This is a genomic window from Microbacterium sp. LMI12-1-1.1 (assembly GCF_040676455.1).
In the GTDB taxonomy this organism is placed as follows: Bacteria; Actinomycetota; Actinomycetes; order Actinomycetales; family Microbacteriaceae; genus Microbacterium.
This window is the reverse complement of record NZ_JBEGIA010000001.1, coordinates 187,485-213,998: the sequence shown is the minus strand read 5'-3', so window position 1 is coordinate 213,998 and position 26,514 is coordinate 187,485. Positions and strand designations below refer to the sequence as shown.

Sequence of the window (26,514 nt, the reverse complement as noted above, 5' to 3'; positions counted from 1 at the left end):
GGGACCTCAGCCGATCGTCGCGATCGGCTCGGTATCAGGGATCGGGCTCGCGCCCCGCACCCGCAGGTCGGGCAGGCCACGCGCGAACACGATCGCGACGACCAGCCCGAGCGCGCAGAACGCCGCTGCGGCGGTGTAGGCGGCCGTCACCCCGCCCGGACCGTCGATGAGAAGCCCCGCCACGGCCGAGCCGGCGGCGGCGCCGATGAGCTGGCCGGTGCCCACCCACCCGAACGCCTCGGCGGTGTCGCTGAACTTGACGCTGGCGGTCGTGACCGCCGAGAGCACGGCCAGCGCCGGCGCGATGCCGATGCCGGCCACGAACAGGGTGCCGCCGATCCACCACACGTTGATCCACAGCGCGGTCAGCGCCAGACCGATGGTGACCACGGTGAGTCGCCGGGCCATCGCCCAGCTGCCCATCGGCAGGTGCCCGAACGCGAGGCCGCCGGCGAGGCTGCCGATCGCGAACACGGCGAGCACGAGCCCCGCCTCGAGGCCGCCGTGGTCGAAGGTCGCCACCACGCTCGCCTCCACGGCGGCGAACGAGCCGACGAGCAGGAAGCCGATGACCGTCGCCAGCAGGATGGGCGGACGCGTCAGCACGGTGCCGAAGGAGCGCTTGCTGCGCGGGATGCGCACCCGGCCGACCTCGGGGGAGAGGATGAACCACGCCCCGCCGCCCACCAGGAACACCACGACGAGCACGAGGCCGGTGACGGTCCCCGCCTGCGTTGCGACGAAGGTGATGAGAACCGGGGCGAGGATCCAGATGACCTCCTGCAGCGACGCGTCCAGCGAGTACAGCGCCGTGAGCTGCGTCGAGTTGACCATCTTCGCGTAAATGGTGCGGACCGCCGCGACGATGGGCGGCGTCGCCGCGCCGGCGATGAACCCCAGCACGATGTAGACCGGCACAGGCACGACGAGGAACGCGATCGCCAGCAGGGAGGCCGCCGACACGGCCGTCGTGAGCGTGAGCACACGGCGCATGCCCCAGCGGCCCATCCACCGGCTCGTGACCGGGCCCGCGAGCGCCTGTCCGATCGACACCGCCGCCAGCACGATGCCCGCCGCGCCGTAGGAGCCGGTGATCCCCTCGATGTGCAGGAGGATCACGAGACTGATCATCCCGTTCGGGAAGCGCGCGGTCAGCTGCGCCGCGATGATGCGGGCGACCCCGGGGGTGCGCAGAAGATCCCGGTAGCCGGCCACCTGTCAACGTTACGACACGCGCCGACGCGCACGACACGATCGCGACACGCCCGCGACACGCCGGAGGACTTCTCCACAGGCCGATCCGATGTCGGAGCCCGGATCTACCGTCTGGCTGTGGAGAGATGCCGCCGAGGCTCGCGAAAGCACCGTGATCCTGGCCTTTTCCACAGCTCCCAGGCTGTGGATGAATCCGTGGAGAACCTGTGTTGTACATGGGGAGAACGGTGGAAAATCACACGGATGTAACTACTAGCCCTTGTGGTGCTATCGGATGTCGGTACCCATATGTAGTATTGGACTCCCGGTGGGGGGACTACCGGGAAGAGCACCGGATGCCACCGGGGGAAGCACTGAGGAGACGGAATCGACATGGCGATCACGGTTTACACGAAGCCCGCGTGCGTGCAGTGCACGGCGACGTATCGAGCACTGGATTCCAAGGGGATCGAGTACGAAATCCATGACCTCTCGCAGGACCCTTCGGCCCTCGAGCAGGTCAAGGCGCTGGGGTACCTCCAGGCGCCGGTCGTCATCACCGATGAGGACCACTGGTCGGGCTTTCGTCCCGACAAGATCGACGAACTCGCAGCGCGGCTGGCGTAGTTCGACGCAGCCCACCCGTTTCGACGGAGCTCAACGACCGCCGTCGGGTGTGTCCGAGCAAGGGGCGTCATGGGCGTCGTAGCAACTGAGACACCGCTGCTGGTCTACTTCTCGAGCGTGTCGGGCAACACCGCACGCTTCATCGAGAAGCTCGGAGCGCGAGCGCTCCGGATCCCGCTGCATGCGACGGATCCGGAGCTCGTGGTCGACGAGCCGTACGTCCTCGTGACCCCCACCTATGGCGGAGGCCAAGGGCGGGGCGTCGAGAAGGGCGCCGTTCCCAAGCAGGTGATCCGGTTCCTCAATGACGAACGGAACCGGCGCCACATCCGCGGGGTCATCTCCGCGGGGAACACCAACTTCGGCGAGCACTTCTGTCTCGCCGGCGACATCATCAGCCGCAAGTGCAACGTGCCGCACTTGTATCGGCTCGAGGTATTCGGCACGCCTGAAGATGTGGAACGCGTGAACGCGGGATTGGAACGATGGTGGGAACTCTGACGCAGACCGACTTCAAGACGGAGGCACGCTTCGAGGGCATGGATTATCACGCCCTCAACGCGATGCTGAACCTCTATGACGCCGATGGAAAGATCCAGTTCGACGCCGACAAGCGCGCTGCGCGGGAGTACTTCCTGCAGCACGTGAACCAGAACACGGTGTTCTTCCACTCGCTCAAGGAGCGCCTGGACTACCTGGTCGAGAAGGAGTACTACGAGCCCGAGGTGCTCGCCAAGTACCCGTTCGAGTTCATCCAGAAGATCAACGACCACGCCTACGGCAAGAAGTTCCGCTTCGAGACGTTCCTGGGCGCGTTCAAGTACTACACGAGCTACACGCTGAAGACGTTCGACGGCAAGCGGTACCTCGAGCGCTTCGAGGACCGCGTGGTCATGACCGCCCTCGGCCTCGCCGACGGCGACCAGACGCTCGCGCTCGAACTCGTCGACGAGATCGTCTCGGGCCGGTTCCAGCCGGCGACGCCGACGTTCCTCAACACGGGCAAGGCCCAGCGCGGCGAGCTCGTCTCGTGCTTCCTGCTGCGCATCGAAGACAACATGGAGTCGATCGCCCGCGGCATCAACTCGGCGCTCCAGCTGTCCAAGCGCGGCGGCGGCGTGGCGCTGCTGCTGTCGAACATCCGCGAGTCGGGTGCGCCGATCAAGCAGATCGAGAACCAGTCCAGTGGCATCATCCCCGTGATGAAGCTGCTCGAAGACTCGTTCTCGTACGCCAACCAGCTGGGCGCGCGTCAGGGCGCGGGCGCGGTGTACCTCAACGCGCACCACCCCGACATCCTGCGCTTCCTCGACACCAAGCGCGAGAACGCCGACGAGAAGATCCGCATCAAGACGCTCTCGCTCGGCGTCGTCATCCCCGACGTCACGTTCGAGCTCGCCAAGAACGGCGAGGACATGTACCTGTTCTCGCCGTACGACGTGGAGCGCGTCTACGGCGTGCCGTTCGGCGACATCTCGGTCACCGAGAAGTACCGCGAGATGGTCGACGACCCGCGCATCAAGAAGACCAAGATCAACGCGCGCGAGTTCTTCCAGACCCTCGCCGAGATCCAGTTCGAGTCGGGCTACCCGTACATCATGTTCGAAGACACGGTGAACAAGGCCAACCCGATCAAGGGCCGGATCAACATGTCCAACCTCTGCTCGGAGATCCTCCAGGTCAACACCCCGACCACGTACAACGAGGACCTCTCGTACGCCGAGATCGGCAAGGACATCTCGTGCAACCTCGGGTCGATGAACATCGCGCTCGCGATGGACGGCCGCAACCTCGGCCGCACCGTCGAGACGGCGATCCGTGCGCTGACCGCGGTGAGCGACCAGAGCCACATCACCTCGGTGCGCTCCATCGAGGACGGCAACGACCGCTCGCACGCCATCGGCCTCGGTCAGATGAACCTGCACGGCTACCTCGCCCGCGAGCACGTCCACTACGGCTCGGAAGAGGGCCTGGACTTCACGAACATCTACTTCTACACGGTCGTCTTCCACGCGCTGCGGGCCTCGAACCTCATCGCGATCGAGCGCGGCGAAGTGTTCGACGGGTTCTGGGACTCGACGTACGCGTCGGGCGAGTTCTTCGACAAGTACACCGACCAGGCGTGGGTTCCCCAGACCGAGAAGGTGAAGGAGCTGTTCGCCGGCATCCCGATCCCGACCCAGGAGGACTGGACGGCGCTGAAGGCCTCGATCCAGCAGCACGGCATCTACAACCAGAACCTGCAGGCGGTGCCGCCGACCGGCTCGATCTCGTACATCAACAACTCGACGAGCTCCATCCACCCGATCGCGTCGAAGATCGAGATCCGCAAGGAAGGCAAGCTCGGTCGCGTCTACTACCCGGCTCCGTTCATGACGAACGAGAACCTGGACTACTACGAGGACGCCTACGAGATCGGCTACGAGAAGGTCATCGACACCTACGCGGCCGCGACGCAGCACGTGGACCAGGGTCTGTCGCTCACGCTGTTCTTCAAGGACACCGTGACCACTCGCGACATCAACAAGGCGCAGATCTACGCGTGGAAGAAGGGCATCAAGACCATCTACTACATCCGTCTGCGGCAGATGGCCCTCGAAGGCACCGAGCTCGACATGTGCGTGAGCTGCACGCTGTAGCCCCGCGACATCCTCAGGGACCGAAAGAAGAATGAAATGACTCCCGAACCGCTCAAGCTGCTCTCGCACGTGCAGGCGATCAACTGGAACCGCATCGAGGACGACAAGGACCTCGAGGTCTGGAATCGCCTCGTGAACAACTTCTGGCTGCCCGAGAAGGTGCCGCTGTCGAACGACATCCAGTCGTGGAACACGCTCACCCCCGACGAGCAGACCCTCACGATGCGCGTGTTCACGGGGCTCACGCTCCTCGACACGATCCAGGGCACCGTCGGCGCCGTCTCGCTGATCCCCGATGCGATCACCCCGCACGAGGAGGCCGTCTACACGAACATCGCGTTCATGGAGTCGGTGCACGCCAAGTCGTACTCGTCGATCTTCTCCACGCTGTGCTCGACGAAGGAGATCGACGAGGCCTTCCGCTGGTCGGTCGAGAACCCGAACCTTCAGAAGAAGGCTCAGATCGTCATGGAGTACTACCGCGGCGACGAGCCCCTCAAGCGCAAGGTCGCCTCTACCCTGCTCGAGAGCTTCCTGTTCTACTCGGGCTTCTACCTGCCGATGCACTGGTCGAGCCGCGCCAAGCTCACCAACACCGCCGACCTGATCCGCCTCATCATCCGCGACGAGGCCGTGCACGGGTACTACATCGGCTACAAGTTCCAGAAGGGACTCGAGAAGGTCGACGAGGCCACGCGCAACGACATCAAGGACTACACGTTCTCGCTGCTCTACGAGCTCTACGACAACGAGATCCAGTACACGCAGGACCTCTACGACGGCGTCGGGCTCACCGAGGACGTCAAGAAGTTCCTGCACTACAACGCCAACAAGGCCCTCATGAACCTGGGCTACGAGGCGATGTTCCCCTCGACGGTCACCGACGTGAACCCGGCGATCCTGTCGGCCCTGTCGCCGAACGCCGACGAGAACCATGACTTCTTCTCGGGGTCCGGCTCGTCGTACGTCATCGGCAAGGCCGAGGCCACCGAAGACGAGGACTGGGACTTCTGACGCAGTTCTGACGTCAACCGAGAGGACGGATGCCGCGGATCGCGGCATCCGTCCTCTCCTTCGTGGCCGGCTCGGCGTCGGTCAGAAAGGCACGCGAAGTCGCGTAATAGACGGCCGTCGATGCTGTCTCTTGAGTGGGGGATGCGCCGGAGCCCCGGTCCGGCACCCCGGCCGTGGGTCCCGAGCTCGCGGCTACCGGGGGTGCCGGCATTCTCGCGTCGGCCCCCCGGTCAATTCCCCGGGCTGCGGCTCCCTGCCGCGGAACGCTTCGTGTGAGGCCAATTCCGCCGGAACAGGTGACACCGGGCGCCCGCGTTCCTACAGTTATGACAGCGCGCCCGGTGATGGGGACCGGCTGCAGGCCGTGCGCGCGGTGGAAGGGGAACGTGCCGTGGACGATGATGAGGGTTCGACAGAGGCCCCCGCCCCCGCATCCGCGGCCGCGCCGACGGTGGTTCCGGTGACGCGCAGCACGCTCGTGTGGTTCGGAATCGGCTTCGTGCTGCTGTCGTTCTTCGCCGCGTTCCTCGGGTCCTGGCTGGCACGATCGGTGGATACCGCCGCGCCCGCGCCCGCGCCGTCCGCCTCGGTGACAGCCGCCCCCGAGTATGAGGAGGCGCTCGCCGAGATCCTCCCTGCCGGTTCGGCCGTTCGGGCGGGTTCCGGAGCGCCCGAGGCTGGCAAGGGTTACGAGGGCGACGTCTACATCGACATCCTCACGGCCGACGTCTATCTGTTCCAGGACGACTGGACCTTCGTCGGCAACATCCGAGCCTCGGCCGCCGAGAACCTCACCGGCGAGCAGGGACCCGCCGGTGAACAGGGACCTGCCGGTGAGCAGGGGGCGCCGGGCGCGGAAGGTGCCGAGGGGCCGAGTGGAACGCCGGGAGCGCCGGGGACTCAGGTCACGCTCGGCACCGCAGCACCCGACGACGAGGACTGCACCGCCGACGGTGACGTGTTCATCGACACGGCCGCCGTGCAGTTCTACGAGTGCACGGACGACGGCTGGGTGCTGTTCGGCCCGACGCCCGATGCGACACCGGAGCCCTCGCCCGAGCCGAGTGAGTAACCGTCAGTGGTGCGTCGACACCGTCACCGGCGCGTCGACACCGTCACCGTGAATTTGGTGTTGCGGGCGACCTGCCGTGTCGGTCCGACCACGCGTTCCAGCGCGGGCCGGTAGCCCAGGCCCGAGTTCCACACGGTCCACAGCTCGCCGCCGGGCCGCAGGACGCGCGCCGCGTCGGCGAACATGCGCGGGGCGATGCCCTCATGCACCGCGCCGCCGGAGTGGAAGGGCGGGTTGAGTGCGATGAACGACGCACTGGCGTCCGGCTGCGCCCCGAGCATGTCGTCGCGGATGACCTCCACGCGATCCCCGATGCCGTTCGCCTCCGCCGTGGCGACCGCCGATGCGACGGCGGCGGCCGATTGATCGGAGGCGATGACGCGCAGGCCGGGGTTCCGCAGCGCCAGCGCGGCCGCAACCACTCCCGTGCCGCACGCGAAGTCGATCACCGTCCCACCGTCGTCGGACACGGCGGGGAGCTGCTCGAGCAGGAATCTGGTGCCGATATCCATGGAGGTGCCCGCGAACGCGCCGCCGAACGCGCAGACGACGATGTCGTCGTGCCGCTCCTGACGCGGCGACGGGTTGCGGCCGTCGTGGGGCTCGCGCGCCGTCAGCACGCGCGACTTCTGGCGCGCGTGGCTGACGTCGAGCCGCGCGAAGCTCTCGCGCAGCACGTCGTTCATGGCGAGCGTCATGTGCTTCACGCGCCCGCCGGCGAAGACGACGACGTCGGGCGCCGCGTGCGCAGCGATGAGGCCCGCGATGTCGCGCAGCGCCTCGAGCGATCGCGGCAGACGCACCAGCACGACCCGCGCGCCGCGCACCACGCCGGGCGCGAGCGACAGTGACGCGAAGGTGCCGCCGAACCCGAATCGCTCGGCGTTCGCGGCGAGGGCCCGCTCGCCGGTGAGCGGGTCCTGGTGGACACGGATGCCGCGCCCGCCGTCCCCCGCCGCGGCCAGGGTGAGCGCGCCGTAGCCGTCACCGATCACCGCGAGGTCGCCGTCACCGAGGCCGGCCCGGGCGGACGCCGATTCATCGAGGAGCAGCCGGTCCGCGGCATCCGTCGCCACGAGGCCCGGAGCCTCGACGTCGGGCCATCGGCGCAGTCCGTCGAGCGAGAACGTCACCGTACCCACGCTAGCGGGCCTCGCCTCGTTCGCGCGGTCGGCGAATGCGCCCCGCCGCGCGACAGCGGGGCTAGCATTCAACGGTGCCAGACCGTGCGTTCAGTCCCGTCATCTCGCTGCTGACTGTGGCCGCCGTGTGGGACGCGCGCCTGGGGGCAGAACTGCGCGACCTGGGCCTCACCACGCGCAAGTACGCGCTGCTCGCGCACATCGAGGCGACGCCGGGCATCTCGTTCAGCGAGCTCGCCCGTCGATCGCAGATCACGGTGCAGTCCGCGCACACCGCCGTGCAGACGCTCGTCGCCGACGGACTCGTCGCCGATGCGACGAAGCACGCGGGTTCGGCGTCCGACCTGCGGGTCACCGCGCGGGGGAGCGACGTGCTGGAGTCGGCGCAGCAGCGGCTCGCGGCGCTCGACGGCGCGCTCGGCGAGGGCGCCCCCGCCCTCGCGACAGCCCTGGAAGGGCTGCACGAGCAGCCTTTCGGTGCGGAGGCAGGACCATCGGACGGGTGAACCTTCAGGTTCGCTGAAGACCTTTCAGTTAGGCTGAAGGTGTGTTCCGAACTCCTCACACCCTCTTCCGCGCGCTCGCGATCGCCGAGGCGATCTCGTGGACCCTGCTCATCGTCGGCCTCCTCCTCCGCGCCACCACCGGCTGGGCGCTCGGCGTCACGATCGGCGGCGGCATCCACGGGTTCGTCTTCCTGTCGTACGGCGCAACGGCGATCCTCGTCGCGCTGAACAACCGGTGGCGCGCATGGCCGACCGTGATCGCGCTCGTCAGCGCCGTCATCCCGTACGCCACGATCCCGGCCGAGGTGTGGCTGCAGCGCACCGGCCGGCTGGCGGGATGGTGGCGGCTCGAGCCGTCCGACGACCCGCACGACGGCGCCTGGTACGACCGCCTCATGCGGTGGTTCCTGCGGCGCCCCTGGGTGCTCGCCGCGTTGATCGCTGTCGCCGTCGTCGCGCTCTTCGTGGTGCTGCTGATCGTCGGCCCGCCCGGAGGTCGCGACTGACGCAACCGGCGCTCGGGCGGCGGATGGCTCAGTCGCGCGGCGGGAGCTGCTGCAGCGTCCAGGTGTTGCCGTCCGGGTCGTCGAACTGCACGAACCGGCCCCACCCCTGCTCATCGACGCCTCGTGCCTCCACGTCGAGGCCGCGCAGGTGCGCCAGGGCCTCGTCCGCATCGGGGACGACGACCTGGATCGTGTTCTGGCGGCCCGGCTCGAGATCGTTGCCGAGGCCGGTGCCGAACGCGATGGAGCAGGCCGACCCGGGCGGCGTCATCTGCACGAAGCGGAGGCCCTCGAAGGGGACCTGGTCGTGGTCGGCGTGGAATCCGATCCGCTCGTAGAACTCCTTCGCCCTGTCGACGTCGGTGACGGGCACGAAGATGAGCTCGATCTTCCAGTCCATGGTTCTCTCCTCCGGGATGCGGTTCCCCCGAGCGACGAGGCTACGCCGACCCACCGACGCCGGCACGGGCTCAGGCCGGAGTCATGTCCGAAACGGGAGGGAATACTCGTGCGCAGGTGCCGTTGAACTTGACAATGCGTGTATCAAGTTCAAAACTTGATGCTCGATCACTCAAGTTTCAGGAGAGACGGAATGCCCGAAGACTTCACGCCCCAGGCCGGCGACGACGGGAGCTCGTTCGACGAGTTCCTGGCACGCTACCTCGCGGGGGAGCGCGCGCGTGCCGAGCGGTCGATCGACCTGAGCCGCTACCTCGGCGCTCGCACCCAGGAACTGCTCCAGCGTGCCGGCAAGTACGCGCTGGACCGCGGCCAGCAGGAACTCGATGCCCTGCACGTCCTGCGGATCCTCGTCGCCGAGGCCCCGGCCCGTGACGCGGTGCGCCGTGTCGGCGCCGACCCCGACGAGATCTCGCGCGCGACCGAGGAGCGGCTGCCCGCAGCCTCCGTCGCGGCGGATGTCGACGGCGCCGTGGTCACGGCGTCCGTGCAGCGTGCGCTGTTCCACGCGTTCCAGGTCGCCCGTTCGTCGGGCTCGACGTACGTGGACCCCGAGCACCTCTTCTTCGCGCTCGTGCTCGCGCAGGACACGCCCGCCGGCCAGGTGCTGGCACGCGCCGGTGTGACCGCCGAGGCGCTGATGCAGGGCGCCCGCGAGACGGTGACGCCGAGCGAGGCGGCCGCTGCGGAGGCGGGAGCGGATGCCGCGGCATCCGACACCCCCCTGCTCGACACCTACGGCACCGACCTCACCGCGCGCGCGGTCGCCGGTGACCTCGACCCGGTCATCGGGCGCGCCGACGAGATCGAGCAGACCATCGAGATCCTCAGCCGCCGCACCAAGAACAACCCGGTGCTGGTCGGCGAGGCCGGCGTCGGCAAGACGGCGATCGTCGAGGGACTCGCGCAGGCGATCGTGGACGGGGGCGTGCCCGCGCAGCTGCTCGGCAAGCGGGTCGTCGCGCTCGACCTTCCCGCGATGCTGGCCGGAACCCGCTACCGCGGCGACTTCGAGGAGCGCCTCACGAAGACGATGGACGAGATCGCCGCCCACAAGGGCGAGCTGATCGTCTTCATCGACGAGGTGCACACCGTGGTCGGCGCCGGCGGCGCCGGCGACGGCGGCATGGACGCCGGCAACATCCTCAAGCCCCGCCTCGCCCGCGGCGAGCTGCACCTCGTGGGTGCGACGACGCTCAAGGAGTACCGCGTCATCGAGAAGGACCCCGCGCTCGAGCGCCGCTTCCAGCCGGTGCGCGTGGGCGAGCCGTCCGTCGAGGACGCCGTGCTCATCCTGCGGGGCCTGAAGCCCGCGTACGAGGAGCACCACGGTATCGCGTACACCGACGAGGCCCTCCGCGCCGCCGTCGAGCTCAGCGATCGCTACCTCACCGAGCGGGTGCTGCCCGACAAGGCCATCGACCTCATCGATCAGGCCGGTGCGCGGCTGCGTCTGCGCCTCGGCGCGAAGGTGGACGTGAGCGGCCTGATCGAGCGTCTGGCGACCCTCGAGGCCGACAAGAACGCCGCTGTGTCGGCCGAGCACTACGAGGAGGCGTCGCGGATCCGCGACCAGATCGCCGAGGTGCAGGCCAAGCTCGACCAGGCCACGGCGTCCGGCGTCGCCGCCGCACGTGTCGACGCGGTCGTCGGCGAGCCGGAGATCGCGGCCGTCATCAGCCGGGCCACCGGCATCCCGGTCAACCGTCTCACCGAGACCGAGCGCGAGCGGCTGGCGTCCCTCGAGGACGAGCTGCACGACCGCGTGATCGGGCAGGACGACGCCGTGGTTGCGGTCGCCAAGGCCGTGCGCCGCAACAGGACCGGCATGGGAGACGCACGCCGCCCGGTGGGCTCGTTCCTCTTCCTCGGCCCGACCGGCGTCGGGAAGACGGAGCTCGCCAAGGCGCTCGCCGCGAGCCTGTTCGACGACGAGAGCGCCGTGATCCGCTTCGACATGAGCGAGTTCGGCGAGCGGCACACCGTGTCGCGCCTGGTCGGCGCTCCTCCTGGATATGTCGGCTACGACGAGGCGGGGCAGCTCACCGAGCGCGTGCGGCGCAACCCGTACTCGATCGTGCTGTTCGACGAGATCGAGAAGGCGCACCCCGACGTGTTCAACCTGCTGCTGCAGGTGCTCGACGACGGCCGGCTCACCGACGGCCAGGGGCGCACGGTCGACTTCCGCAACACCGTGGTGGTCATGACTTCGAACCTGGGCTCGGAGTTCCTGGCCTCGCGGGGCGGTGCCATCGGCTTCCTTCCCGACGGGGGAGGGGAGACCGGCTTCGGCTCGGAGAAGGACCTGCGCGATCGCGTGTTCGGCAAGCTCCGCGAGGCGATGCGGCCCGAGTTCCTCAACCGCATCGACGAGATCGTGCTGTTCCGCAAGCTCGACAAGCCGCAGCTGCAGAGCATCGTGCGACTGCTGCTCGGCGCGTCCGAGGCGCGGCTGGCCAAGCGCGAGGTCGACTTCGTCGTCACCGACGGCGCCGTCGCCTGGCTCGCCGAGCACGGCTACGAGCCCGAGTACGGCGCCCGGCCGCTGCGTCGCCTGATCCAGCGCGAGGTGGACGACCGCATCGCCGACCTGTTCGTGACGGGTGCGCTCGTCGACGGCGGGGTCGTGACGGTGGATGCCGTGGGCGACCGGCTGTCGGTGGTCGCGGGCGAGTCGTTCGCGGTCGCCGCGTGAGCTGAGCACCTCCTCGGCGAGAGGCGGCCTCCTCGGCGAGAGGCGCCGTGCCTTCGGGCACGGCGCCTCTCGCCATGTCCAGGGCGGTCGCGCCGAAGGACGCCGCCCCGGCGAAGCGTCAGGTCCCCAGCATCCGTTTCAGGGTGCAGGCGTTGCGGACGGCGTTCCCTTCGCCGTCGTTGTTGAAGTAGGCGTGCACCTCGTGCCCGGCGGATTCCCATTCCCGGATGCGCTCGGCCCACCAGGCGAGGTCCTCGTCGGAGTACGAGCCGCCGTACAGGTGATCCGGGTCGGGCCCGTGCAGGCGCACGTACACGAGGTGGGCGGTGGCGCGGAGGATGCACGGCAGCCGCGCCCCGCTCATGACGCAGTAGGCAGCGCCGTGGCGCTCGAGCATCCCGAACACCGCCTCGTCCGCCCACGACGGATGCCGGAACTCGATCGCCGGCCGGGTCCACTCGGGCAGGGCGCTCAGGAAGTGGTCCAGGCGCGCGTCGTCCCGCTCCATGCCCGGATGCAGCTGGACGATCAGGGGCCCGCGGCGACCGCGGAGCTCATGCAGCCCGCGGGTCACGCGCTCGATCCAGACCTCGGGTTCGCGCAGTCGCCGCGCGTGCGTCAGGCCGCGGGGCGCCTTGACGGCCATCTCGAATCCCTCCGGCAGCCGCTCCCGCCATGCCGCGAACCTCGCATCGGCCGGCCAGCGGTAGAAGCTGCCGTTGAGCTCGACCGCATCGAACACCGCGGTGTATTGCGAGAGCCAGTCGCGCTGAGGGCCCTGGTAGAGCACGCCCCGCCAATGCGAGTAGACCCATCCCGACGTCCCGATGCGTGCCATCGCTCCAGCGTGCCGGGCCAGAACCGCCTCGGGCACGGGGGTTGCATCAGCGGGCCGGCCGCGTTAGCCACCGCGCGAGATGCGCGTGTCGGCCACCGCTGACAGAGTGGGGGCATGACCCGCATCGGCGCGATCTTCAACCCCTACACCCACACTCCCGACGAGTTTCGCGACGCCGTCCTTGCGGCCGAGTCGTCGGGTCTTCCGGAGCTGTGGATCTGGGAGGACTGCTTCCGGCAGTCCGCCTTCGCGACGGTGGGCGCGGCACTCGCCTGGACCGAGGCCCTGCGGATCGGGATCGGCATCGCGCCCATGCCGCTGCGCAACGTCGCGGCGACCGCCATGGAGCTCGCCACCGTCGAGCGGCTCTTCCCCGGCCGACTGCTGCCGGGGGTCGGGCACGGCGTGCTGGACTGGATGGGGCAGGTCGGCGCGCGGGTCGCATCGCCCCTGACGCTCATGCGCGAGTACGTGCCGGCGCTGCGGAGCCTGCTGGCCGGCGACGAGGTCACCGCGGCAGGGCGCTACGTGACGCTCGACGGCGTGCGGCTCGACTACGCGCCGACGATCCCGCCCCGCGTCTACGCGGCAGCGGAAGGCCCCAAGACCCTCCGGCTGAGCGGCGAAGTGGCCGACGGCACAGTGCTTGACAGCGGCCACACCGCAGACGAGTACGCGACGGCGACCGCGTCGATCCGCGAGGCGCGCGAACTCGCCGGGCGCGGCGGCCATCACGACGTGGTCGCCTACGTCGTCACGGCGTTCGGCGCGGAATCCGAGGCCCGCGCGATCGCCGACGTGGGCGACAAACCCGACCCCGCCCAGCGTGCGCTCTGGGGCGACCCCGCACAGGTCGCCGCCGGCGCGCAGCGGTTCTTCGACGCCGGTGTCGACGACCTCGTGCTCCTGCCCTCCTCCCGCGGCGACATCGCCGAGTTCTACCGGGCAGCCGCCGAGGTCGCCCGCCTGGTCGGGACGGACGCCGCGTGACGGCGCAGCTCTCGCTCGGGATCGCGGCCGCGGCCGGCCCGGCCCTCGCAGAGCGGATCGCACCCGCCGCGGAAGCGGCCGGCTTCCACGGCCTCTGGGTGAACGACACGCCCGGGCACGACGCCCTGGCCGTTCTCGCCGCGGCAGCTGCCGTCTCCGAGCACCTCGTGCTCGCCACTGGCGTGATCCCCGTCGACCGCCGCACGCCCGGCGACATCGCGGCCGCGGCGTCTGGTCTGCCCACCGCCCGCCTGGTGCTCGGCATCGGCTCCGGTCAGGTGCGCACCGGCGCGGTGGAGCTGGTGACGGATGCCGCGACCGAGCTGCGCACGCGCACCGACGCGCGCGTCGTCGTCGGAGCGCTCGGCCCGAGGATGCGGCGGGCCGGGGCTGCGGCATCCGACGGCGTCCTGCTGAGCTGGCTAACCCCGGCGGCCGCGACCGCGCAGGCCGCACAGGCGCACGCGATCGCCCCCGGAACCCATGTCGCGCTGTACGTGCGGACGGCCGCCGACGCCGCCGCGGTCGCCGCACTCGACGAGGAGACCTCGCGCTACGCCGGATATCCGGCGTACGCCGCCAACTTCGCCCGCCTGGGCATCGCCGCCGCCGACACCGTCATCCGCCCGACCGACCTGGGAGACCGCGTCGGCGCCTACCGCGCCGGGGTCGACGAAGTCGTGCTGCGCGCGATCACACCGACGGGCAGCGCGGACGACCACCTGCGGTTCATCGACGCGGTCGCCGAGGCCGTCGCGTGACGCGGGTCGTCGCCCGCTGGGCGCTCGCCGCGCTCCTCGTCGTCGCGGGCGCCTCGCACCTGACCTGGGGTCGCCGCGGCTACCGGATCGTCGTGCCGGACTGGGCGACGCGCCTACTCCACACCGACAAAGACACGATCGTGCTCGCCTCCGGCGTCGTCGAGCTGATGCTCGGGGGCGCGCTCGTCGCGCTCCCCGCCGAACGCCGCCGGGTCGGCTGGGCCGTGGCGGCGTTCTTCGTGGCGGTGTTTCCGGGCAACGTCCATCAGTGGCGCACGGGTCGCCCCGCCCCGATGCTGCGCACCGACCGGTCGCGGTTCGTGCGACTGCTGCTGCAGCCGCTGCTCGTGGTCTGGGCGCTCTGGAGCAGCGAGGCCGCGGCGGGCAGGCGCGGATGAGCCGGCCGGTCGCCGTGATCGCGGGCGCGTCGGGGTTCGTCGGCCAGGCGATCGCGCGTGCGTTCGCCGACGACGGCTACGACGTTCGCACGATCGGCCGTGCCGGCGCCGACGCGTCGTGGACCGACAGAGACGGCATCCGCGCGCTCGTCGATGGCGCGGCGATCGTGGTGAACCTCGCGGGGAAATCGGTGAACTGCCGCTACACCGACGCGAACCGCGACGAGATCCTGCGCTCGCGCGTGCAGACGACGCGGGCACTGCGCACCGCGATCGGCGACGCAGGCACGCCGCCACCGCTGTGGCTCAACGCGAGCACGGCGACCATCTACCGCTACGCGCTCGACCGGCCGCAGACGGAGCGGGACGGCGAAGTGGGCACCGGCTTCTCGGCGGACGTCGCACGCGGGTGGGAGGACGAGTTCTTCGCGGGGAGCCTCCCCTCCACGCGGCGCGTCGCGCTGCGCATGGCGATCGTCCTCGGCGACGGGCCCGCGACGCGCAGTCTGGTGCGGCTGGCCCGCCTCGGACTCGGCGGACCCCAGTACGACGGCTGGTGGTTCCCGCATCGGCGCTATCGCGGAATCGGCCCGCATCCCACCGGCGACGGCCGCGCGCCCCGCCACCGTTCCCGCGGCCGTCAGCGTTTCAGCTGGATCCACCTCGACGACGTCGTCGGGGCGGTGAGGTTCGTGCGGGACGACCCGAGGATCTCCGGGCCCGTCAATCTCGCGGCGCCGGGCACCTCCGACAACCGAGGGCTCATGGCGGCGCTCCGCCGCGTCGTGGGCGCGCCGATCGGGCTGCCCGCCTGGCGCTTCATGCTGGAACCGGCGATGTGGGTGCTGCGAACCGAGCCCGAGCTCGTGCTCAAGAGCAGATGGGCGGCTCCCGAGACTCTGACCGGGGCGGGCTACGAGTTCACCTACCCCGAACTGGAGCCGGCCCTGCGTGACGTCGTGGGGTCTCTCAGCGGGCGGCGGCACTGAGACCGGACGGCGCCACCGCGTGCGTGTCGGGGCCGGATGGGAGAATGCGGGAATGCTGCTCCACGAGCTCGTGACGGCGACGGATGCCGTGGCCTCGACGTCGTCGCGACTGGCCAAGGTCGCCGCGCTGTCCGACGCCCTGCGCCTGCTCGATCCCGATGAGGTCGGGCCGGCCATCGGGTTCCTGACCGCGAGCCCCCGCCAGGGTCGCCTCGGCGTCGGGTGGCGGAGCCTGTCGAACCTGGCCGTGACGCACGCCGACGAGCCGACGCTCACCGTGGGCGACGTCGATGCGGCGCTCGATCGTCTCGCGGGGGCGGACGGCCCCGGTTCGGTCGCCGCACGTGCTGCCGCGCTCGACGCGCTGGCCCGTTCGGCCACGGCGGAGGAGTGGGACTTCCTCGCCCGCGTCATGCTCGGCGAACTGCGCACCGGGGCGCTCGAGGGGGTGCTGCTCGACGCCGTCGCGAAGGCGTCGGAACGCGACGCCGCCACCGTCCGCCGGGCCGCGATGCTGTCGGGCGACCTCGGCGCCACGGCGCGCGTCGCCCTCACCGGCACGCCCGAAGAGCTCGCCGCGATCGGGCTCGAGGTGGGGCGCGGCGTGCTGCCGATGCTCGCCTCGACGGCGGGCTCGGCGACCGAGGCGCTCGAGACGCTCGGAGGAGCGGCATCCGTCGAATACAAGCTCGACGGGGCGCGGATCCAGGTGCACCGCGACGGCGAGGACGTGCGCGTGTTCACCCGGAGCCTCGCCGACATCACCCACCGTGTGCCCGAGATCGTCCAGGCCGTGCGGGAGCTGCCGGCCGACCGGGTGATCCTCGACGGCGAGACACTGTCACTCGACGAGGACGGCGGGCCGCGCCCGTTCCAGGACACCATGGCCCGCTTCGGGTCGCTGGGCGCCGACGACGCCGCCGCGGTGGTGCTGCGCCCCTGGTTCTTCGACATCCTGCACCTCGACGGCCGCGACCTCATCGACGAGCCGCTGTCGACGCGCCTGGCACTCCTCGACAGCGCCGTCGGCGACGCCCGCATGCCCGGCATCGTCACCGACGACGCGACGCGTGCCGAGGAGTTCTCGCGCGAAGCCCTTGCCGCCGGGCACGAGGGCGTGATGGTGAAGGCGCTCGACGCGCCCTATGCTGCCGGGCGACGCGGCAAGAGCTGGCTCAAGGTCAAGCCCGTGCTCACCTACGACCTCGTGGTGCTCGCCGTCGAGTGGGGCTCGGGCCGGCGCACCGGCCAGCTCTCGAATCTGCACCTCGGTGCGCGCGACCCCGAGGGGGCGTTCGGCGAGCCCGGGGGCTTCGTGATGGTGGGCAAGACCTTCAAGGGCCTGACCGACGCGACCTTGCGCTGGCAGACCGAGTACTTCCCGACCATCGAGAGCCATCGCTCCTCGTACGCCGTGCACGTGCGGCCCGAGACCGTCGTCGAGATCGCGATCGACGGCGTGCAGCGCTCCACGCGCTACCCCGGCGGCGTCGCGCTGCGCTTCGCACGGGTGAAGGGCTACCGCCCCGACAAGCGCGCCGACGAAGCCGACACCATCGAGACCCTGCGCGGACTGCTGCGGGGCTGAGCGGGAGCGGCACCGAGGTCAGCGGCGTACGGCGAGGTAACGGTGCTCGGGCCTGCCGGTCGTCCCGTAGCGCAGGCGCACCTCGACCAGTCCGCGGCTGGCGAGGCCTGCGAGGTGCCGCTGGGCCGTCGCCCGCGAGATGCCGACGCGGTCGGCGATCTGCGCGGCGGACGCCTCGTCGTCGCCGAGCCCCTCGAGGATCAGCTGCTCGGTCGCCGAGCGCGCCACGGTCGCCGGCTCCGCACCGCCGTGCATGATCGCGAGGGCGCGGTCGATCTGCTCCTGCTCCAAAGGTCGGTCGGTGACCAGCAGGTTCCGCATCCGCGCGTAGCGATCGAGCCGCTCGGCGAGCACCCGGGCGTCGAAGGGCTTCGTCAGGTAGGCGAGCGCCCCCGCCTGCAGGGCGCGGCGCACCGTGGCGGCATCGGTCGCGGCCGACAGCACGAATGCGTCGATGCCGGCCGCGGCGGCGAACTCGACGCCGTCGCCGTCGGGAAGGAACGCGTCGACGAGCAGCAGATCGGGGGCGTGCGCACGCACCGCCTGCCGTGCCGCGCCGAGCGATTGCACGGCCTCGAGGGCGGTGAACCCGGTGCGCGACGCCACGATGTCGCGGTGCAGGCCGGCGACGCGGAAGTCGTCGTCGACGACCAGCACGCGGATGGGACGGTTCATGCGTTCCTCTCCTCGGGGTTCCCGTCAGCGGGGCGGAGCGCCCCGGGCAGCCGGGCGCCGAACACGGCGCCCGCCGCCGCGCCGCCGGGACCGATCAGCCAGACGTCGCCGCCGCGGCGGCGCGCGAGGTCGCGGGAGAGCGGGAGCCCGAAGCCGTGCCCGTGCACGGTGTCATTCCTGCTCGCCTCGGTCTCGCGCGCGGCGACGCGCGCGAACGGGTCCGCCCCCGGCGGTCGGATGCCGCCGCCGGAGTCGGCCACCATGATCACCAGTTCGTCGCCGTCTCCCAGCAGCGCGACCTCGACCCAGCCGGGCCGTGGGCCGCCCACAGCCGCGGTGACCGCGTTGCCGACCAGGTTGCCGAGCACCGCCGCGACGTCCTCCGCCGCGGCCACCTCGCTCAGCAGCAGGGTGTCCTCCGAGATGCGGACCGTGACGCCCCGCTCGCGCGCCGTCGCGGCGGTCGCGCCGAGAAGCGACGTCAGGAACGCGTCGGGGACGCGCTCGAGCCCCGCGACGCCGAAGTCCACGGCGCCGCGCTCGGTCAGGTCGCCGAGGAACGCGCGGGCCTCGTCGACGCGTTCGGCGTCGATCAAGCCGGACGCGACGTGCAGGCGGTTGGCGAACTCGTGCCGCTGCACGCGCAGCGCCTCGGTCATGGCGCGCACCGTCTCGAGCCGGCCGGCGAGGGCTTCGACGTCGGTGCGGTCCCGCACGACCACGATCTGGCCCAGTGCCCGCGCGTCCCGCTGCACCGGTCGGGTGTCGAGGTACAGCACGCGGTCGCCGACGACGGCCTCGACGCCGGAGGCCCCGTCCCGCACGGCGGCGCGCACCGTGTCGGGCAGCTCGAGCTCGTCGAAGCGGCGCCCGAGCGGTGCGTCGATCCCCAGCATCCGTTCGGCCGCCTCATTGCACACCCGCACGACGCAGTCGGGATCGAGTGCCACGACGCCGTCGCCGACCCCCTCGAGCACCGCCGCCTGGTTCTGCACGAGGGTCACGAGCTCCTCCGGCTGGAGCCCGAGGGTGAGTCGTTCGAACCGTCGTCGGAGCACCAGCGTGGCCACCGCGGCGAGAGCCAGCCCGCCGATCGCGGCGATCGCGATCGTCGCGACGAGCGCGGGGAGGTCGTCGAAGACGCTCGCACGCTCGAACCCGACACTGACCTCGCCGACGGGATCGCCGCCGTCCTCCGGGTAGACGGGCACCTTGGCGCGGGCGGACTCGCCGAGCGTGCCCACCTCCCAGTCGACGACCTCATTGCCCTCGAGCACCTCGGCGAACGGAGTCGAGACGACCTGACCGAGAAGCTCCTCCGTCGGGTGGGCGAGACGGATGCCGTGGTCGTCGGTGATGACGACGAACAGCGCGTCCGTGCGATCCGCGACGTCGGCCGCGATCTGCTGGAGCGCGCCGGTGCGCAGCTGGGCGGCATCCGGCGTTCCCGGGTCGGCGGAGAACTCAGCCACCAGCGCCTTCACGTCGGGGTCCTCCGCGACCGTGCGGGCGATGTTGAGGGCGGCGGACTCCGACTCGGCACGGAGCTGGCGCACGCCCAGCCACCCGAAGACGAGCGCGCACACGGCGACGACGGCAGTCACCGTCGCCAGCTGCATCAGCAGCAGCCGCGTCGCGAAGCGCATCCCACCTCCCGGAGCCGATGAGGGCTGGGGCCGGTGAGAGGCACCGACCGTGCACGCACGTGAGCACAATGCGCAGAAGACACGCTACGCGCACAACCTGCAGGAATGCGACTTAGCGCGCGACGCGTCGCGGCGGGCGTCTAGCCTCGCGGAAACGCACCGCCACCGGTGCGACGCCACCACCCGCACGACACGACGAAGGAGTCGAGATGAACGCGGCAGTTCCGTTCCTGTTCCACGCCGCCGAGGCCGACGAAGGCTACGCCACGGCCTTCGTCCCGTCCGACGGCGTGCTCGTCGCCCTGGGCTTCACGATGGTGCTCGTCTTCATGGCGCTCATCATGACGCGCAGGCTGACCCCGATGGTCGCGCTCATCATCGTGCCGACCGTCTTCGGGCTGTTCGCCGGCGCCGGCCTGGGACTCGGCGACATGATCCTCGACGCGATCGGCAGCATGGCCCCGACGGCAGCCCTGCTGATGTTCGCCATCATGTACTTCGGCATCATGATCGACGTCGGCCTGTTCGATCCGCTCATCCGCGCGATCACGCGCCTGCTCGGTGACGATCCGGCCAAGGTCGTGCTGGGCACGGCCGTGCTGGCGGGCGCGGTGTCGCTCGACGGCGACGGGTCGACGACCTTCATCATCACGACCTCCGCGATGCTGCCGATCTACCTGCGCCTCGGCATGAGCCCCGTCGTGCTCACCTGCGTCGCGGGCCTCATGAACGGCACGCTGAACATCGTGCCGTGGGGTGGCCCCACCGTGCGGGCGGCGACTGCGCTGGGCCTGCAGCCCACCGACATCTTCGTGCCGATGCTGCCCTCGCTCGCCGCCGGCATCGTCATCTCGCTGGCCTTCGCCTGGTTCCTCGGACTGTCGGAGCGCAAGCGCATCGGCAGCATCGACGAGTCGCGCCTCGACGGCGGGGGAGTGCTCGCCGGATCCCGCATCTTCCGCGGCGCCGACACGAAGCCGGGCGCCCGTGCGACGCTGCGCACCGGCAACATCGTGACGCTCGCCGGCGGCCGGGGCAGCCTGCCCGTCGCCACCGCGGTCGTCGACCGGGAAGACACCGCGATGGCCGACACCATGCTCGACCCGAACCGTGCGACGCTGCGGCCGAAGCTCATCTGGTTCAACCTGGCGCTCACCCTCGCGGTGATGGTGCTGCTGGTGCTCGACGTCTTCCCCCTCGCCTACGTCTTCATGGTCGGCGCGGCGATCGCGCTGTTCGTGAACTTCCCGAAGCTCAAGAGCCAGGCCGACGAGATCGTCGCCCACGCGCCGAGCATCGTGGGCGTCGTCTCGATGGTCCTGGCGGCCGGCGTGCTGGTCGGCGTGCTGAACGGCACCGGCATGGTCGACGCGATGGCGACGTGGATCACGACCGTGATCCCGGCCTCGCTCGGACCCTTCCTGGCCGTGATCACCGGCATCCTGTCGATCCCGTTCACGTTCTTCATGTCGAACGACGCGTTCTACTACGGCATCCTGCCCGTGCTGGCCCAGAGCGCCGAGCACTTCGGGATCGCGCCCGTCGAGATGGCCCGCGCCTCGATCACCGGCCAGCCGGTGCACCTGCAGAGCCCGCTCGTGCCGGCGATCCTGCTGCTCGTCTCACTGGCGAGCGTCAACCTCGGCGACCACCACAGGAAGGTGCTCTGGCGGGCGTGCGTCGTGTCGCTCGCGATGCTCGCCGTCGGCGTGCTGGTGGGCGCGATCCCGCTCATGGCCTGAGCGGACCGGCTGCCGGCTGGTTCTCCCCGGCGGCGTCCACGGCTCGTAGGCTTTGGCCATGACCAGAGCAGCCGCACCCGACGCCGCCTACGAGCACCGCAGCTTCGGGGCACCCGGCGCGGAGCGCGCCGTGTTCCTGCTCCGCGGGGGCGTCTCGACGCTGTCGGATCCGCTGCCCGACGCGACGACACGACGGGACGCGCGGGTCGTGGCGATCGGGCTCACGGTGGACGACATCGACGACCCTGTGGCCTACCGCGGCACGACGCCCGCGGAGGCCACCGCCCGGCGGATCGCGCAGTTCGTCACCGAGGAGCGCGGCGATCGGCCCGTCGGCCTCGTGGGCGTCGCCACCGCCGGCGAAGTGGCCATCCAGGTCGCCGCCCTCCTCGGCGCCGGCGTCGACCGGCTCGCCCTCCTGGCGGTGCCGCCACCCGAGTCCGAGCTCGGCCGCCACGAGGTCGCGGAGCTGCTGGAGAGGATTCCGGCCAAGACGCTGCTGATGAACGCGCGGGAGGACCCGGATGCCGCGAACGCCGCAGCACGCTGGTTCGCCGAGAGGCTCGCCTCCGCCCGCGTCGAGATGGTGCCGCAGACATCGGACCCCGAGTCGCGCCTCGTCCTGGGCGAGGTCTGGGAGCGCGTGCTGTCGCACGTCGCCCCCGGAACCATCCGATGACCCGGATCGTCGTCCTGACCGGCGCCGGCATCTCCGCGGAGAGCGGTGTTCCCACGTTCCGCGGCGCGGACGGCTTGTGGGAGGGGCACCTCATCGAGGACGTCGCCACACCGGAGGCATACGAGCGCGACCCCGACACCGTCCTCGCCTTCTACGATGCGCGCCGCCGGGCGCTCGGAACCGTCGTGCCCAACGCCGCCCACCGCGCACTCGCACGACTGGAGGGTGCGATCGGCGGCGACCTGCTCGTCGTCACGCAGAACGTCGACGACCTGCACGAGCGCGCCGGCAGCCGCAACCTCGTCCACATGCACGGCGAGCTGCGCCGGGCGCTGTGCCTCGCGTGCGGCTCCCGGCCTGCGTGGCACGAAGACCTCATCGATCGCCCGGCCTGTCCCGAATGCGGAGAGCGGATGCTGCGCCCCGATGTCGTCTGGTTCGGGGAGATGCCGTACGACCTCGACCGCATCGAGAACGCCGTCGTCGCCGCCGACGTCTTCGTGTCGATCGGCACGTCGGGCGCGGTGTACCCGGCTGCCGGTTACGTGGCGCTCGCGGCCGCCTTCGGAGCGCGCACCGTCGAGCTCAATCTCGAGCCGAGCGACGCGGCCGTGCCGTTCGATGACGCCCGAGCGGGTCGTGCGAGCGAACTCGTGCCCGCCTGGGTGGAGGAGATCCTGACGACGCGTCGCGCGGGCGCCGAGCGGAGCTGAGCGCGCCGCGCAAGGTCGAGGGCGCCGCGCAGCACGAAGGCGCCGGGCGGATTGCTCCGCCCGGCGCCTTCGTATCGGGTGCTGCGGCTATGCCCTGCCGCCGCCCGACCGCACGCGCGACAGTGCGTCCACGGTCGCGGCGAGGATCAGCACGCCGCCGGTCACCAGCAGGTTGACACCCGCGGGCAGGTTGAGCAGGCCCAGGCCGTTCGTGATCGTCGCGATGACGAGCGCGCCGATCGCAGCGTGCATGAGGCGCCCCTTGCCGCCGAACAGGCTGACACCGCCGACGACCGCCGCAGCGACGCCCGACAGCACGATGTCGCGGCCGACGGTGGCGTCGACGGAGCCGACGCGCGCGACGCTCAGCAGCGCCGAGAACACCGCGAGGCTCGAGCAGATCACGAACGCCCACCACTTGATCCACCGCACCTTGACGCCGGAACGGCGCGCGGCTTCGGCGTTGCCGCCGATGGCGTAGATGTAGCGGCCGAACTTGGTGCGGTCCAGCAGGAACGTGCCGAGCCAGAGGATCGTCAGCACGACCGGCACGACGATGGGGACCCCGGCCACCTCGACCACGGACTGGCCGCGGTTCTGGTTGAGGACGAAGACCACCGCGCCGCCGATCACGGCGATCGCCGCGAGCTTGATCCACACCATCGACAGGGCACGGTTCGGAACACCGGCACGCGTGCGGCGTGCCCGGTCCCAGAACGACGTTCCCCCCGAGATCGCGAGCATGATCACGAGCATCGCCCATCCGCCCCACACGGGCAGATTTCCGTTCTGGAGGGCGATGAGCTCGGGAACCTCGAGGCGGAACAGGCCGCCGGGGCCGATGATGACGAGCGCGAGGCCCTGGAACCCGAGGAACAACCCCAACGTGACGACGAACGATGGGATGCCCACCCTCGCCACGAAGAAGCCGATGAAGGCCCCCGTGAGGAACCCGAACCCGAAGCCGATCAGGAGCGCGAGCGGCCAGGGGATGCCGAACTGGGCGTTCAGCACGACGAACAGCGCCATGCCGACACCGCCGGTCACACCGGCGGACAGGTCGATCTCGCCGAGGAGCAGCACGAACACGAGCGCCATGCCGAGCACGACGAGCGTCGCCGCCTGGTTCAGCAGGTTGGCGAAGTTGCGCTCGGTGAGGAAGAACGGGCTCATGATCGAGAACAGCGCGCCGAGCACGATGAGGCCGCCGAGCGCGGGGAGAGCGCCCATGTCGCCGCCGCGTACACGCTGCCACCACGCCCGGAGCTGGTCGCCGACGCCGCCCTCCACGCCGCTGCCGATCAGGTCGCTCGCGATGGGATCGGGAGCGGCCTCGGTCCGGGTGGCATTGCTGCTCATTCCGCGCCTCCTTCGGTGCGAACGGTCGACGTATCGAGGATCGTGACACCGGCGGGCGCCTTGGTTCCGGTGATGTAGCCCACGACGTCGTCGCGGGTCGTCGAGGACGCCGGGATCTGGGCGACCATCTGACCGAGGTACAGGACGGCTATGTCGTCGGCGACCTCGAAGACGTCCACCAGGTTGTGGCTGATGAGGATCACGGCGACGCCCTGCTCCGACAGGCGCTTCACCAGGTTCAGCACCTGCTCGGTCTGGGCGACGCCGAGGGCGGCCGTCGGCTCGTCGAGGATGACTACTCGGGCCTTCTTCAGCACGGCACGAGCGATCGCCACGGTCTGCCGCTGGCCACCGGACAGGCTCGACACCTTCTGGCGGACGGACTTCACGGTGCGCACCGAGAGGGAGCGCAGCGTGTCGGACGCCTCCTTCTCCATGCGGCCCTCGTCGAAGGTGCCGAACGTCAGCTCCTCGCGGCCGAGGAACATGTTCTGGACGATGTCGAGGTTGTCGCACAGGGCCAGGTCCTGGTAGACGACCTCGATGCCCAGGTGCCCCGCGTCGCGGGGCGCGTGCAGGTCGCGGTGCACGCCGTCGATGAGGACTTCGCCCTCGTCGTACGGCTGCACGCCGGCCAGACCCTTGATGAGCGTGGACTTGCCGGCGCCGTTGTCGCCGACGAGGGCGGTGACCTTGCCGGGGTGGACTTTGAGGTCCACGCCCTTCAGGACGCTGACGGGGCCGAAGGACTTCTTGACCCCGACCAGCTGGATGATCGGCTCTGCGCCGACCGGGGCGGGAGTGGTGGTGGATGTATCTGACATGCTCGCTTCCTTGGGAGTGCCCGTGGTCCGGCGAGAAGGGGCGTCACGCCGATCGGCGCGACGCCCCCTCGCGGGTTCAGCCGTAGCCGATCCGCTACTCGGCGGTGACCCCATACTGCTCGCAGGCGGCCATCACGTCAGGGGTGCAGACATCGTCGTACTCGGCGTCGCCGGCCGCGATGACGTCCTTGACCTGGTCGGGACCGACCAGGATCGGCGTGACCTGGATGTAGGGCGTGCCGTCCTCGAGCTCGGCGTCGGCCTCGGGAGTCTCGCCCTTCAGGAGCGCGACGGCCGTGTCGACGGCAGCAGTGGCCTCGTCCTTGACCGGCTTGTAGACCGTGGCGGTCTGCCAGCCGAGCAGGATGTTCTGCAGGCCCGCGACGTTCGCGTCCTGGCCCGACACCGCAACGCCCGTGAGGTTGTTGTCCTGCAGGACCTTGATGACGCCCGCGGCGTTGGTGTCGTTCGCGGCCCACACGCCGTCGACCTGGCCGCCGAGGCCCGTCAGCGCCTGCTCGAAGTTGGTCTGCGACTTGGCCTGGTCCCAGATCCCCGGGGGCTCGGCTGCCGGCGTGATGCCCGCGGCCTCCATCACCTCGACGGCGCCGTCGTGGAACATCGCCGCGTTGCCGTCGGTCGGGTCTCCGCCCATGTACACGACGACCGCGGTCGCCGGGTCCTTGCCGGCGGCTTCGAGGCCGTCGAGGACGGTCTGACCCTCCATGCGGCCCACCTCGGTGTTGTCGAACGACACGTAGTAGTCGGCGCCCTCGAACGGGCGGTCGTAGGCGATCACGGGGATGCCTTCGGCCTTCGCCTTGGTCGCGACGGCCTCCGCAGCGCCCTGATAGTCGACGAGCAGCATGACGCCGCAGCCCTGAGTGAGCTGCTGGTCGGCGATCGTCGAGTACTTGTTGACGTCCGCCTGCGCGTTCTGGATGTCGACGTCGAAGCCGGCCCCCTCCAGCCCCTCCTGGAGGTACTTGCGGTCGAAGTTCTCCCAGCGCGGCGAGGACGCCGCATCAGGCAGGATCACACAGGCACGGTCCGCGGCTTCGCCGCCGCCATCCCCGCCGTCCCCGCTGTCGCCGTTGCCGCCGGCACAGCCGGCCAGCATCACCGCGGCCGCGCCCGTGAGGGCGGCCACGGCGAGGATCGAAGACTTCTTCATCATTCGCCTTTCGTCGTTGAAGCGAGCGCGTTCCAGGAGCGTCCCTGGTTTCTTCACGCTGATGCGATCATCGATGACCGGCGTTCTTGGCGTCAAGTCTTGAACGTAACGCTTTGGCAACGCACCCGACGTTGGAGCTGGGATGCGGCAAGCTCGGGACAGCAGAGAGCGCTTACCGTGCAGAGTGCGCCGATTCAGGCTGCAGAAGAGGCATAATGCGCCCTGGTCGCAACCGGTCGCCCGAAGCCATCCTCCGGAGTGTTCGCCAAGTGAAGCCAGTGCGC

Annotated in this window: 25 protein-coding genes; 16 read left to right on the top strand and 9 right to left on the bottom strand. The window is 70.3% G+C overall.

Translation table 11 applies throughout. The annotated features are described in order from the left end of the window. Nucleotides 1–6: 6 nt before the first annotated feature. Entirely contained in the window at nucleotides 7–1,215 is a 1,209-nt protein-coding gene (locus tag MRBLMI12_RS00985) for an MFS transporter (RefSeq protein WP_363353110.1), read from the bottom strand. A gap of 372 nt (nucleotides 1,216–1,587) precedes the next feature. Here MRBLMI12_RS00985 and nrdH point away from each other — a divergent pair, with 372 nt between their 5' ends. The 5 genes from nrdH to MRBLMI12_RS00960 all read left to right on the top strand — a co-directional run bounded on the left by nrdH (nucleotide 1,588) and on the right by MRBLMI12_RS00960 (nucleotide 6,546). Next, the gene (gene nrdH / locus MRBLMI12_RS00980; protein WP_194413491.1) at nucleotides 1,588–1,821 is read left to right on the top strand and encodes a glutaredoxin-like protein NrdH; all 234 of its coding nucleotides are present in this window, start codon (nucleotides 1,588–1,590) and stop codon (nucleotides 1,819–1,821) included. A 69-nt stretch (nucleotides 1,822–1,890) separates the two neighbouring features. Further along, on the top strand, nucleotides 1,891–2,322 hold the full coding sequence (gene nrdI / locus MRBLMI12_RS00975) for a class Ib ribonucleoside-diphosphate reductase assembly flavoprotein NrdI (RefSeq protein ID WP_308869670.1): 432 nt from the start codon (nucleotides 1,891–1,893) through the stop codon (nucleotides 2,320–2,322). Beyond that, nucleotides 2,307–4,460: a class 1b ribonucleoside-diphosphate reductase subunit alpha gene (gene nrdE / locus MRBLMI12_RS00970; RefSeq protein WP_349428040.1), complete on the top strand. Its 2,154-nt coding sequence runs from the start codon at nucleotides 2,307–2,309 to the stop codon at nucleotides 4,458–4,460. The genes nrdI and nrdE overlap by 16 nt, the downstream gene beginning before the upstream one ends. A gap of 36 nt (nucleotides 4,461–4,496) precedes the next feature. Then, entirely contained in the window at nucleotides 4,497–5,474 is a 978-nt protein-coding gene (nrdF, locus tag MRBLMI12_RS00965; protein ID WP_349428039.1) for a class 1b ribonucleoside-diphosphate reductase subunit beta, read from the top strand. A 391-nt stretch (nucleotides 5,475–5,865) separates the two neighbouring features. Next, entirely contained in the window at nucleotides 5,866–6,546 is a 681-nt protein-coding gene (locus MRBLMI12_RS00960; protein WP_363353106.1) for a hypothetical protein, read from the top strand. 23 nt (nucleotides 6,547–6,569) lie between these two features. Here the strand turns inward: MRBLMI12_RS00960 and MRBLMI12_RS00955 are convergent, their stop codons facing one another. Further along, nucleotides 6,570–7,679: a class I SAM-dependent methyltransferase gene (locus MRBLMI12_RS00955; RefSeq protein ID WP_363353104.1), complete on the bottom strand. Its 1,110-nt coding sequence runs from the start codon at nucleotides 7,677–7,679 to the stop codon at nucleotides 6,570–6,572. 83 nt (nucleotides 7,680–7,762) lie between these two features. Here MRBLMI12_RS00955 and MRBLMI12_RS00950 point away from each other — a divergent pair, with 83 nt between their 5' ends. Together MRBLMI12_RS00950 and MRBLMI12_RS00945 are read left to right on the top strand one after the other, a co-directional pair. Then, nucleotides 7,763–8,194, top strand: a complete 432-nt coding sequence (locus MRBLMI12_RS00950; RefSeq protein WP_349428036.1) for a MarR family winged helix-turn-helix transcriptional regulator — start codon at nucleotides 7,763–7,765, stop codon at nucleotides 8,192–8,194. 41 nt (nucleotides 8,195–8,235) lie between these two features. Beyond that, entirely contained in the window at nucleotides 8,236–8,700 is a 465-nt protein-coding gene (locus MRBLMI12_RS00945; protein ID WP_363353102.1) for a DUF3817 domain-containing protein, read from the top strand. A gap of 28 nt (nucleotides 8,701–8,728) precedes the next feature. Here the strand turns inward: MRBLMI12_RS00945 and MRBLMI12_RS00940 are convergent, their stop codons facing one another. Continuing rightward, entirely contained in the window at nucleotides 8,729–9,100 is a 372-nt protein-coding gene (locus MRBLMI12_RS00940; protein ID WP_349428034.1) for a GNAT family N-acetyltransferase, read from the bottom strand. A gap of 192 nt (nucleotides 9,101–9,292) precedes the next feature. Between MRBLMI12_RS00940 and MRBLMI12_RS00935 the strand changes: the two genes are divergently transcribed. Further along, nucleotides 9,293–11,854, top strand: coding sequence for an ATP-dependent Clp protease ATP-binding subunit (locus tag MRBLMI12_RS00935; protein ID WP_363353100.1), 2,562 nt, complete (start codon nucleotides 9,293–9,295; stop codon nucleotides 11,852–11,854). A 118-nt stretch (nucleotides 11,855–11,972) separates the two neighbouring features. Here MRBLMI12_RS00935 and MRBLMI12_RS00930 read toward each other — a convergent pair whose 3' ends face one another. Next, on the bottom strand, nucleotides 11,973–12,692 hold the full coding sequence (locus tag MRBLMI12_RS00930; protein ID WP_363353098.1) for a DUF72 domain-containing protein: 720 nt from the start codon (nucleotides 12,690–12,692) through the stop codon (nucleotides 11,973–11,975). Nucleotides 12,693–12,806: 114 nt separating this feature from the next. Here MRBLMI12_RS00930 and MRBLMI12_RS00925 point away from each other — a divergent pair, with 114 nt between their 5' ends. The 5 genes from MRBLMI12_RS00925 to MRBLMI12_RS00905 are packed head-to-tail and all read left to right on the top strand — an operon-like array spanning nucleotide 12,807 to nucleotide 17,418. After that, nucleotides 12,807–13,682 (top strand): LLM class flavin-dependent oxidoreductase, encoded by an 876-nt coding sequence (locus tag MRBLMI12_RS00925; RefSeq protein WP_363353096.1) that lies wholly within the window; start codon nucleotides 12,807–12,809, stop codon nucleotides 13,680–13,682. Further along, nucleotides 13,679–14,443 carry an LLM class flavin-dependent oxidoreductase gene (locus MRBLMI12_RS00920; protein WP_363353094.1) on the top strand — a complete coding sequence of 255 codons (765 nt, stop codon included), beginning with the start codon at nucleotides 13,679–13,681 and terminating at the stop codon, nucleotides 14,441–14,443. Before MRBLMI12_RS00925 ends, MRBLMI12_RS00920 begins: the two co-directional genes overlap by 4 nt. Continuing rightward, on the top strand, nucleotides 14,440–14,841 hold the full coding sequence (locus tag MRBLMI12_RS00915; RefSeq protein ID WP_363353092.1) for a DoxX family protein: 402 nt from the start codon (nucleotides 14,440–14,442) through the stop codon (nucleotides 14,839–14,841). Before MRBLMI12_RS00920 ends, MRBLMI12_RS00915 begins: the two co-directional genes overlap by 4 nt. Continuing rightward, nucleotides 14,838–15,830 carry an epimerase gene (locus tag MRBLMI12_RS00910; RefSeq protein WP_363353090.1) on the top strand — a complete coding sequence of 331 codons (993 nt, stop codon included), beginning with the start codon at nucleotides 14,838–14,840 and terminating at the stop codon, nucleotides 15,828–15,830. The genes MRBLMI12_RS00915 and MRBLMI12_RS00910 overlap by 4 nt, the downstream gene beginning before the upstream one ends. 52 nt (nucleotides 15,831–15,882) lie before the next feature. Continuing rightward, on the top strand, nucleotides 15,883–17,418 hold the full coding sequence (locus MRBLMI12_RS00905; RefSeq protein ID WP_363353088.1) for an ATP-dependent DNA ligase: 1,536 nt from the start codon (nucleotides 15,883–15,885) through the stop codon (nucleotides 17,416–17,418). An 18-nt stretch (nucleotides 17,419–17,436) separates the two neighbouring features. Here MRBLMI12_RS00905 and MRBLMI12_RS00900 read toward each other — a convergent pair whose 3' ends face one another. Both MRBLMI12_RS00900 and MRBLMI12_RS00895 read right to left on the bottom strand, forming a co-directional pair. Then, nucleotides 17,437–18,093: a response regulator gene (locus tag MRBLMI12_RS00900; protein WP_363353086.1), complete on the bottom strand. Its 657-nt coding sequence runs from the start codon at nucleotides 18,091–18,093 to the stop codon at nucleotides 17,437–17,439. Next, nucleotides 18,090–19,739 carry a sensor histidine kinase gene (locus MRBLMI12_RS00895; RefSeq protein WP_363353084.1) on the bottom strand — a complete coding sequence of 550 codons (1,650 nt, stop codon included), beginning with the start codon at nucleotides 19,737–19,739 and terminating at the stop codon, nucleotides 18,090–18,092. The genes MRBLMI12_RS00900 and MRBLMI12_RS00895 overlap by 4 nt, the downstream gene beginning before the upstream one ends. Nucleotides 19,740–19,948: 209 nt before the next feature. On the opposite strand from MRBLMI12_RS00895, the gene MRBLMI12_RS00890 reads away from it, so the two are divergent. From MRBLMI12_RS00890 to MRBLMI12_RS00880, 3 genes are read left to right on the top strand one after another with little or no spacing between them, the layout of a single operon-like run. Next, complete coding sequence (locus tag MRBLMI12_RS00890; RefSeq protein WP_363353082.1) at nucleotides 19,949–21,481, top strand: CitMHS family transporter; 1,533 nt, start codon at nucleotides 19,949–19,951, stop codon at nucleotides 21,479–21,481. Nucleotides 21,482–21,539: 58 nt separating this feature from the next. Continuing rightward, nucleotides 21,540–22,160, top strand: a complete 621-nt coding sequence (locus MRBLMI12_RS00885; RefSeq protein WP_363353080.1) for an alpha/beta fold hydrolase — start codon at nucleotides 21,540–21,542, stop codon at nucleotides 22,158–22,160. Next, on the top strand, nucleotides 22,157–22,873 hold the full coding sequence (locus MRBLMI12_RS00880; protein WP_363353078.1) for an NAD-dependent deacylase: 717 nt from the start codon (nucleotides 22,157–22,159) through the stop codon (nucleotides 22,871–22,873). The genes MRBLMI12_RS00885 and MRBLMI12_RS00880 overlap by 4 nt, the downstream gene beginning before the upstream one ends. An 87-nt stretch (nucleotides 22,874–22,960) precedes the next feature. On the opposite strand, the gene MRBLMI12_RS00875 is transcribed toward MRBLMI12_RS00880, so the two are convergent. The 3 genes from MRBLMI12_RS00875 to MRBLMI12_RS00865 all read right to left on the bottom strand — a co-directional run bounded on the left by MRBLMI12_RS00875 (nucleotide 22,961) and on the right by MRBLMI12_RS00865 (nucleotide 26,233). Next, nucleotides 22,961–24,232, bottom strand: coding sequence for a sugar ABC transporter permease (locus MRBLMI12_RS00875; RefSeq protein WP_349428022.1), 1,272 nt, complete (start codon nucleotides 24,230–24,232; stop codon nucleotides 22,961–22,963). After that, nucleotides 24,229–25,056, bottom strand: a complete 828-nt coding sequence (locus MRBLMI12_RS00870) for an ATP-binding cassette domain-containing protein (RefSeq protein ID WP_349428021.1) — start codon at nucleotides 25,054–25,056, stop codon at nucleotides 24,229–24,231. Before MRBLMI12_RS00870 ends, MRBLMI12_RS00875 begins: the two co-directional genes overlap by 4 nt. Before the next feature lie 94 nt (nucleotides 25,057–25,150). Further along, nucleotides 25,151–26,233, bottom strand: coding sequence for a sugar ABC transporter substrate-binding protein (locus tag MRBLMI12_RS00865; protein ID WP_363353075.1), 1,083 nt, complete (start codon nucleotides 26,231–26,233; stop codon nucleotides 25,151–25,153). Between the last annotated feature and the right edge of the window lie 281 nt (nucleotides 26,234–26,514).

Coding starts and splice junctions, on each gene's coding strand:
- nrdH (WP_194413491.1), top strand. CDS start 1,588: ATGGCGATCACGGTTTACACGAAGCCCGCGTGCGTGCAGTGCACGGCG.
- MRBLMI12_RS00905 (WP_363353088.1), top strand. CDS start 15,883: ATGCTGCTCCACGAGCTCGTGACGGCGACGGATGCCGTGGCCTCGACG.
- MRBLMI12_RS00900 (WP_363353086.1), bottom strand. CDS start 18,093: ATGAACCGTCCCATCCGCGTGCTGGTCGTCGACGACGACTTCCGCGTC.
- nrdF (WP_349428039.1), top strand. CDS start 4,497: ATGACTCCCGAACCGCTCAAGCTGCTCTCGCACGTGCAGGCGATCAAC.
- MRBLMI12_RS00890 (WP_363353082.1), top strand. CDS start 19,949: ATGAACGCGGCAGTTCCGTTCCTGTTCCACGCCGCCGAGGCCGACGAA.
- MRBLMI12_RS00910 (WP_363353090.1), top strand. CDS start 14,838: ATGAGCCGGCCGGTCGCCGTGATCGCGGGCGCGTCGGGGTTCGTCGGC.
- MRBLMI12_RS00935 (WP_363353100.1), top strand. CDS start 9,293: ATGCCCGAAGACTTCACGCCCCAGGCCGGCGACGACGGGAGCTCGTTC.
- nrdI (WP_308869670.1), top strand. CDS start 1,891: ATGGGCGTCGTAGCAACTGAGACACCGCTGCTGGTCTACTTCTCGAGC.
- MRBLMI12_RS00875 (WP_349428022.1), bottom strand. CDS start 24,232: ATGAGCAGCAATGCCACCCGGACCGAGGCCGCTCCCGATCCCATCGCG.
- MRBLMI12_RS00940 (WP_349428034.1), bottom strand. CDS start 9,100: ATGGACTGGAAGATCGAGCTCATCTTCGTGCCCGTCACCGACGTCGAC.
- MRBLMI12_RS00870 (WP_349428021.1), bottom strand. CDS start 25,056: ATGTCAGATACATCCACCACCACTCCCGCCCCGGTCGGCGCAGAGCCG.
- MRBLMI12_RS00880 (WP_363353078.1), top strand. CDS start 22,157: ATGACCCGGATCGTCGTCCTGACCGGCGCCGGCATCTCCGCGGAGAGC.
- MRBLMI12_RS00925 (WP_363353096.1), top strand. CDS start 12,807: ATGACCCGCATCGGCGCGATCTTCAACCCCTACACCCACACTCCCGAC.
- nrdE (WP_349428040.1), top strand. CDS start 2,307: ATGGTGGGAACTCTGACGCAGACCGACTTCAAGACGGAGGCACGCTTC.
- MRBLMI12_RS00930 (WP_363353098.1), bottom strand. CDS start 12,692: ATGGCACGCATCGGGACGTCGGGATGGGTCTACTCGCATTGGCGGGGC.
- MRBLMI12_RS00885 (WP_363353080.1), top strand. CDS start 21,540: ATGACCAGAGCAGCCGCACCCGACGCCGCCTACGAGCACCGCAGCTTC.
- MRBLMI12_RS00865 (WP_363353075.1), bottom strand. CDS start 26,233: ATGATGAAGAAGTCTTCGATCCTCGCCGTGGCCGCCCTCACGGGCGCG.
- MRBLMI12_RS00895 (WP_363353084.1), bottom strand. CDS start 19,739: ATGCGCTTCGCGACGCGGCTGCTGCTGATGCAGCTGGCGACGGTGACT.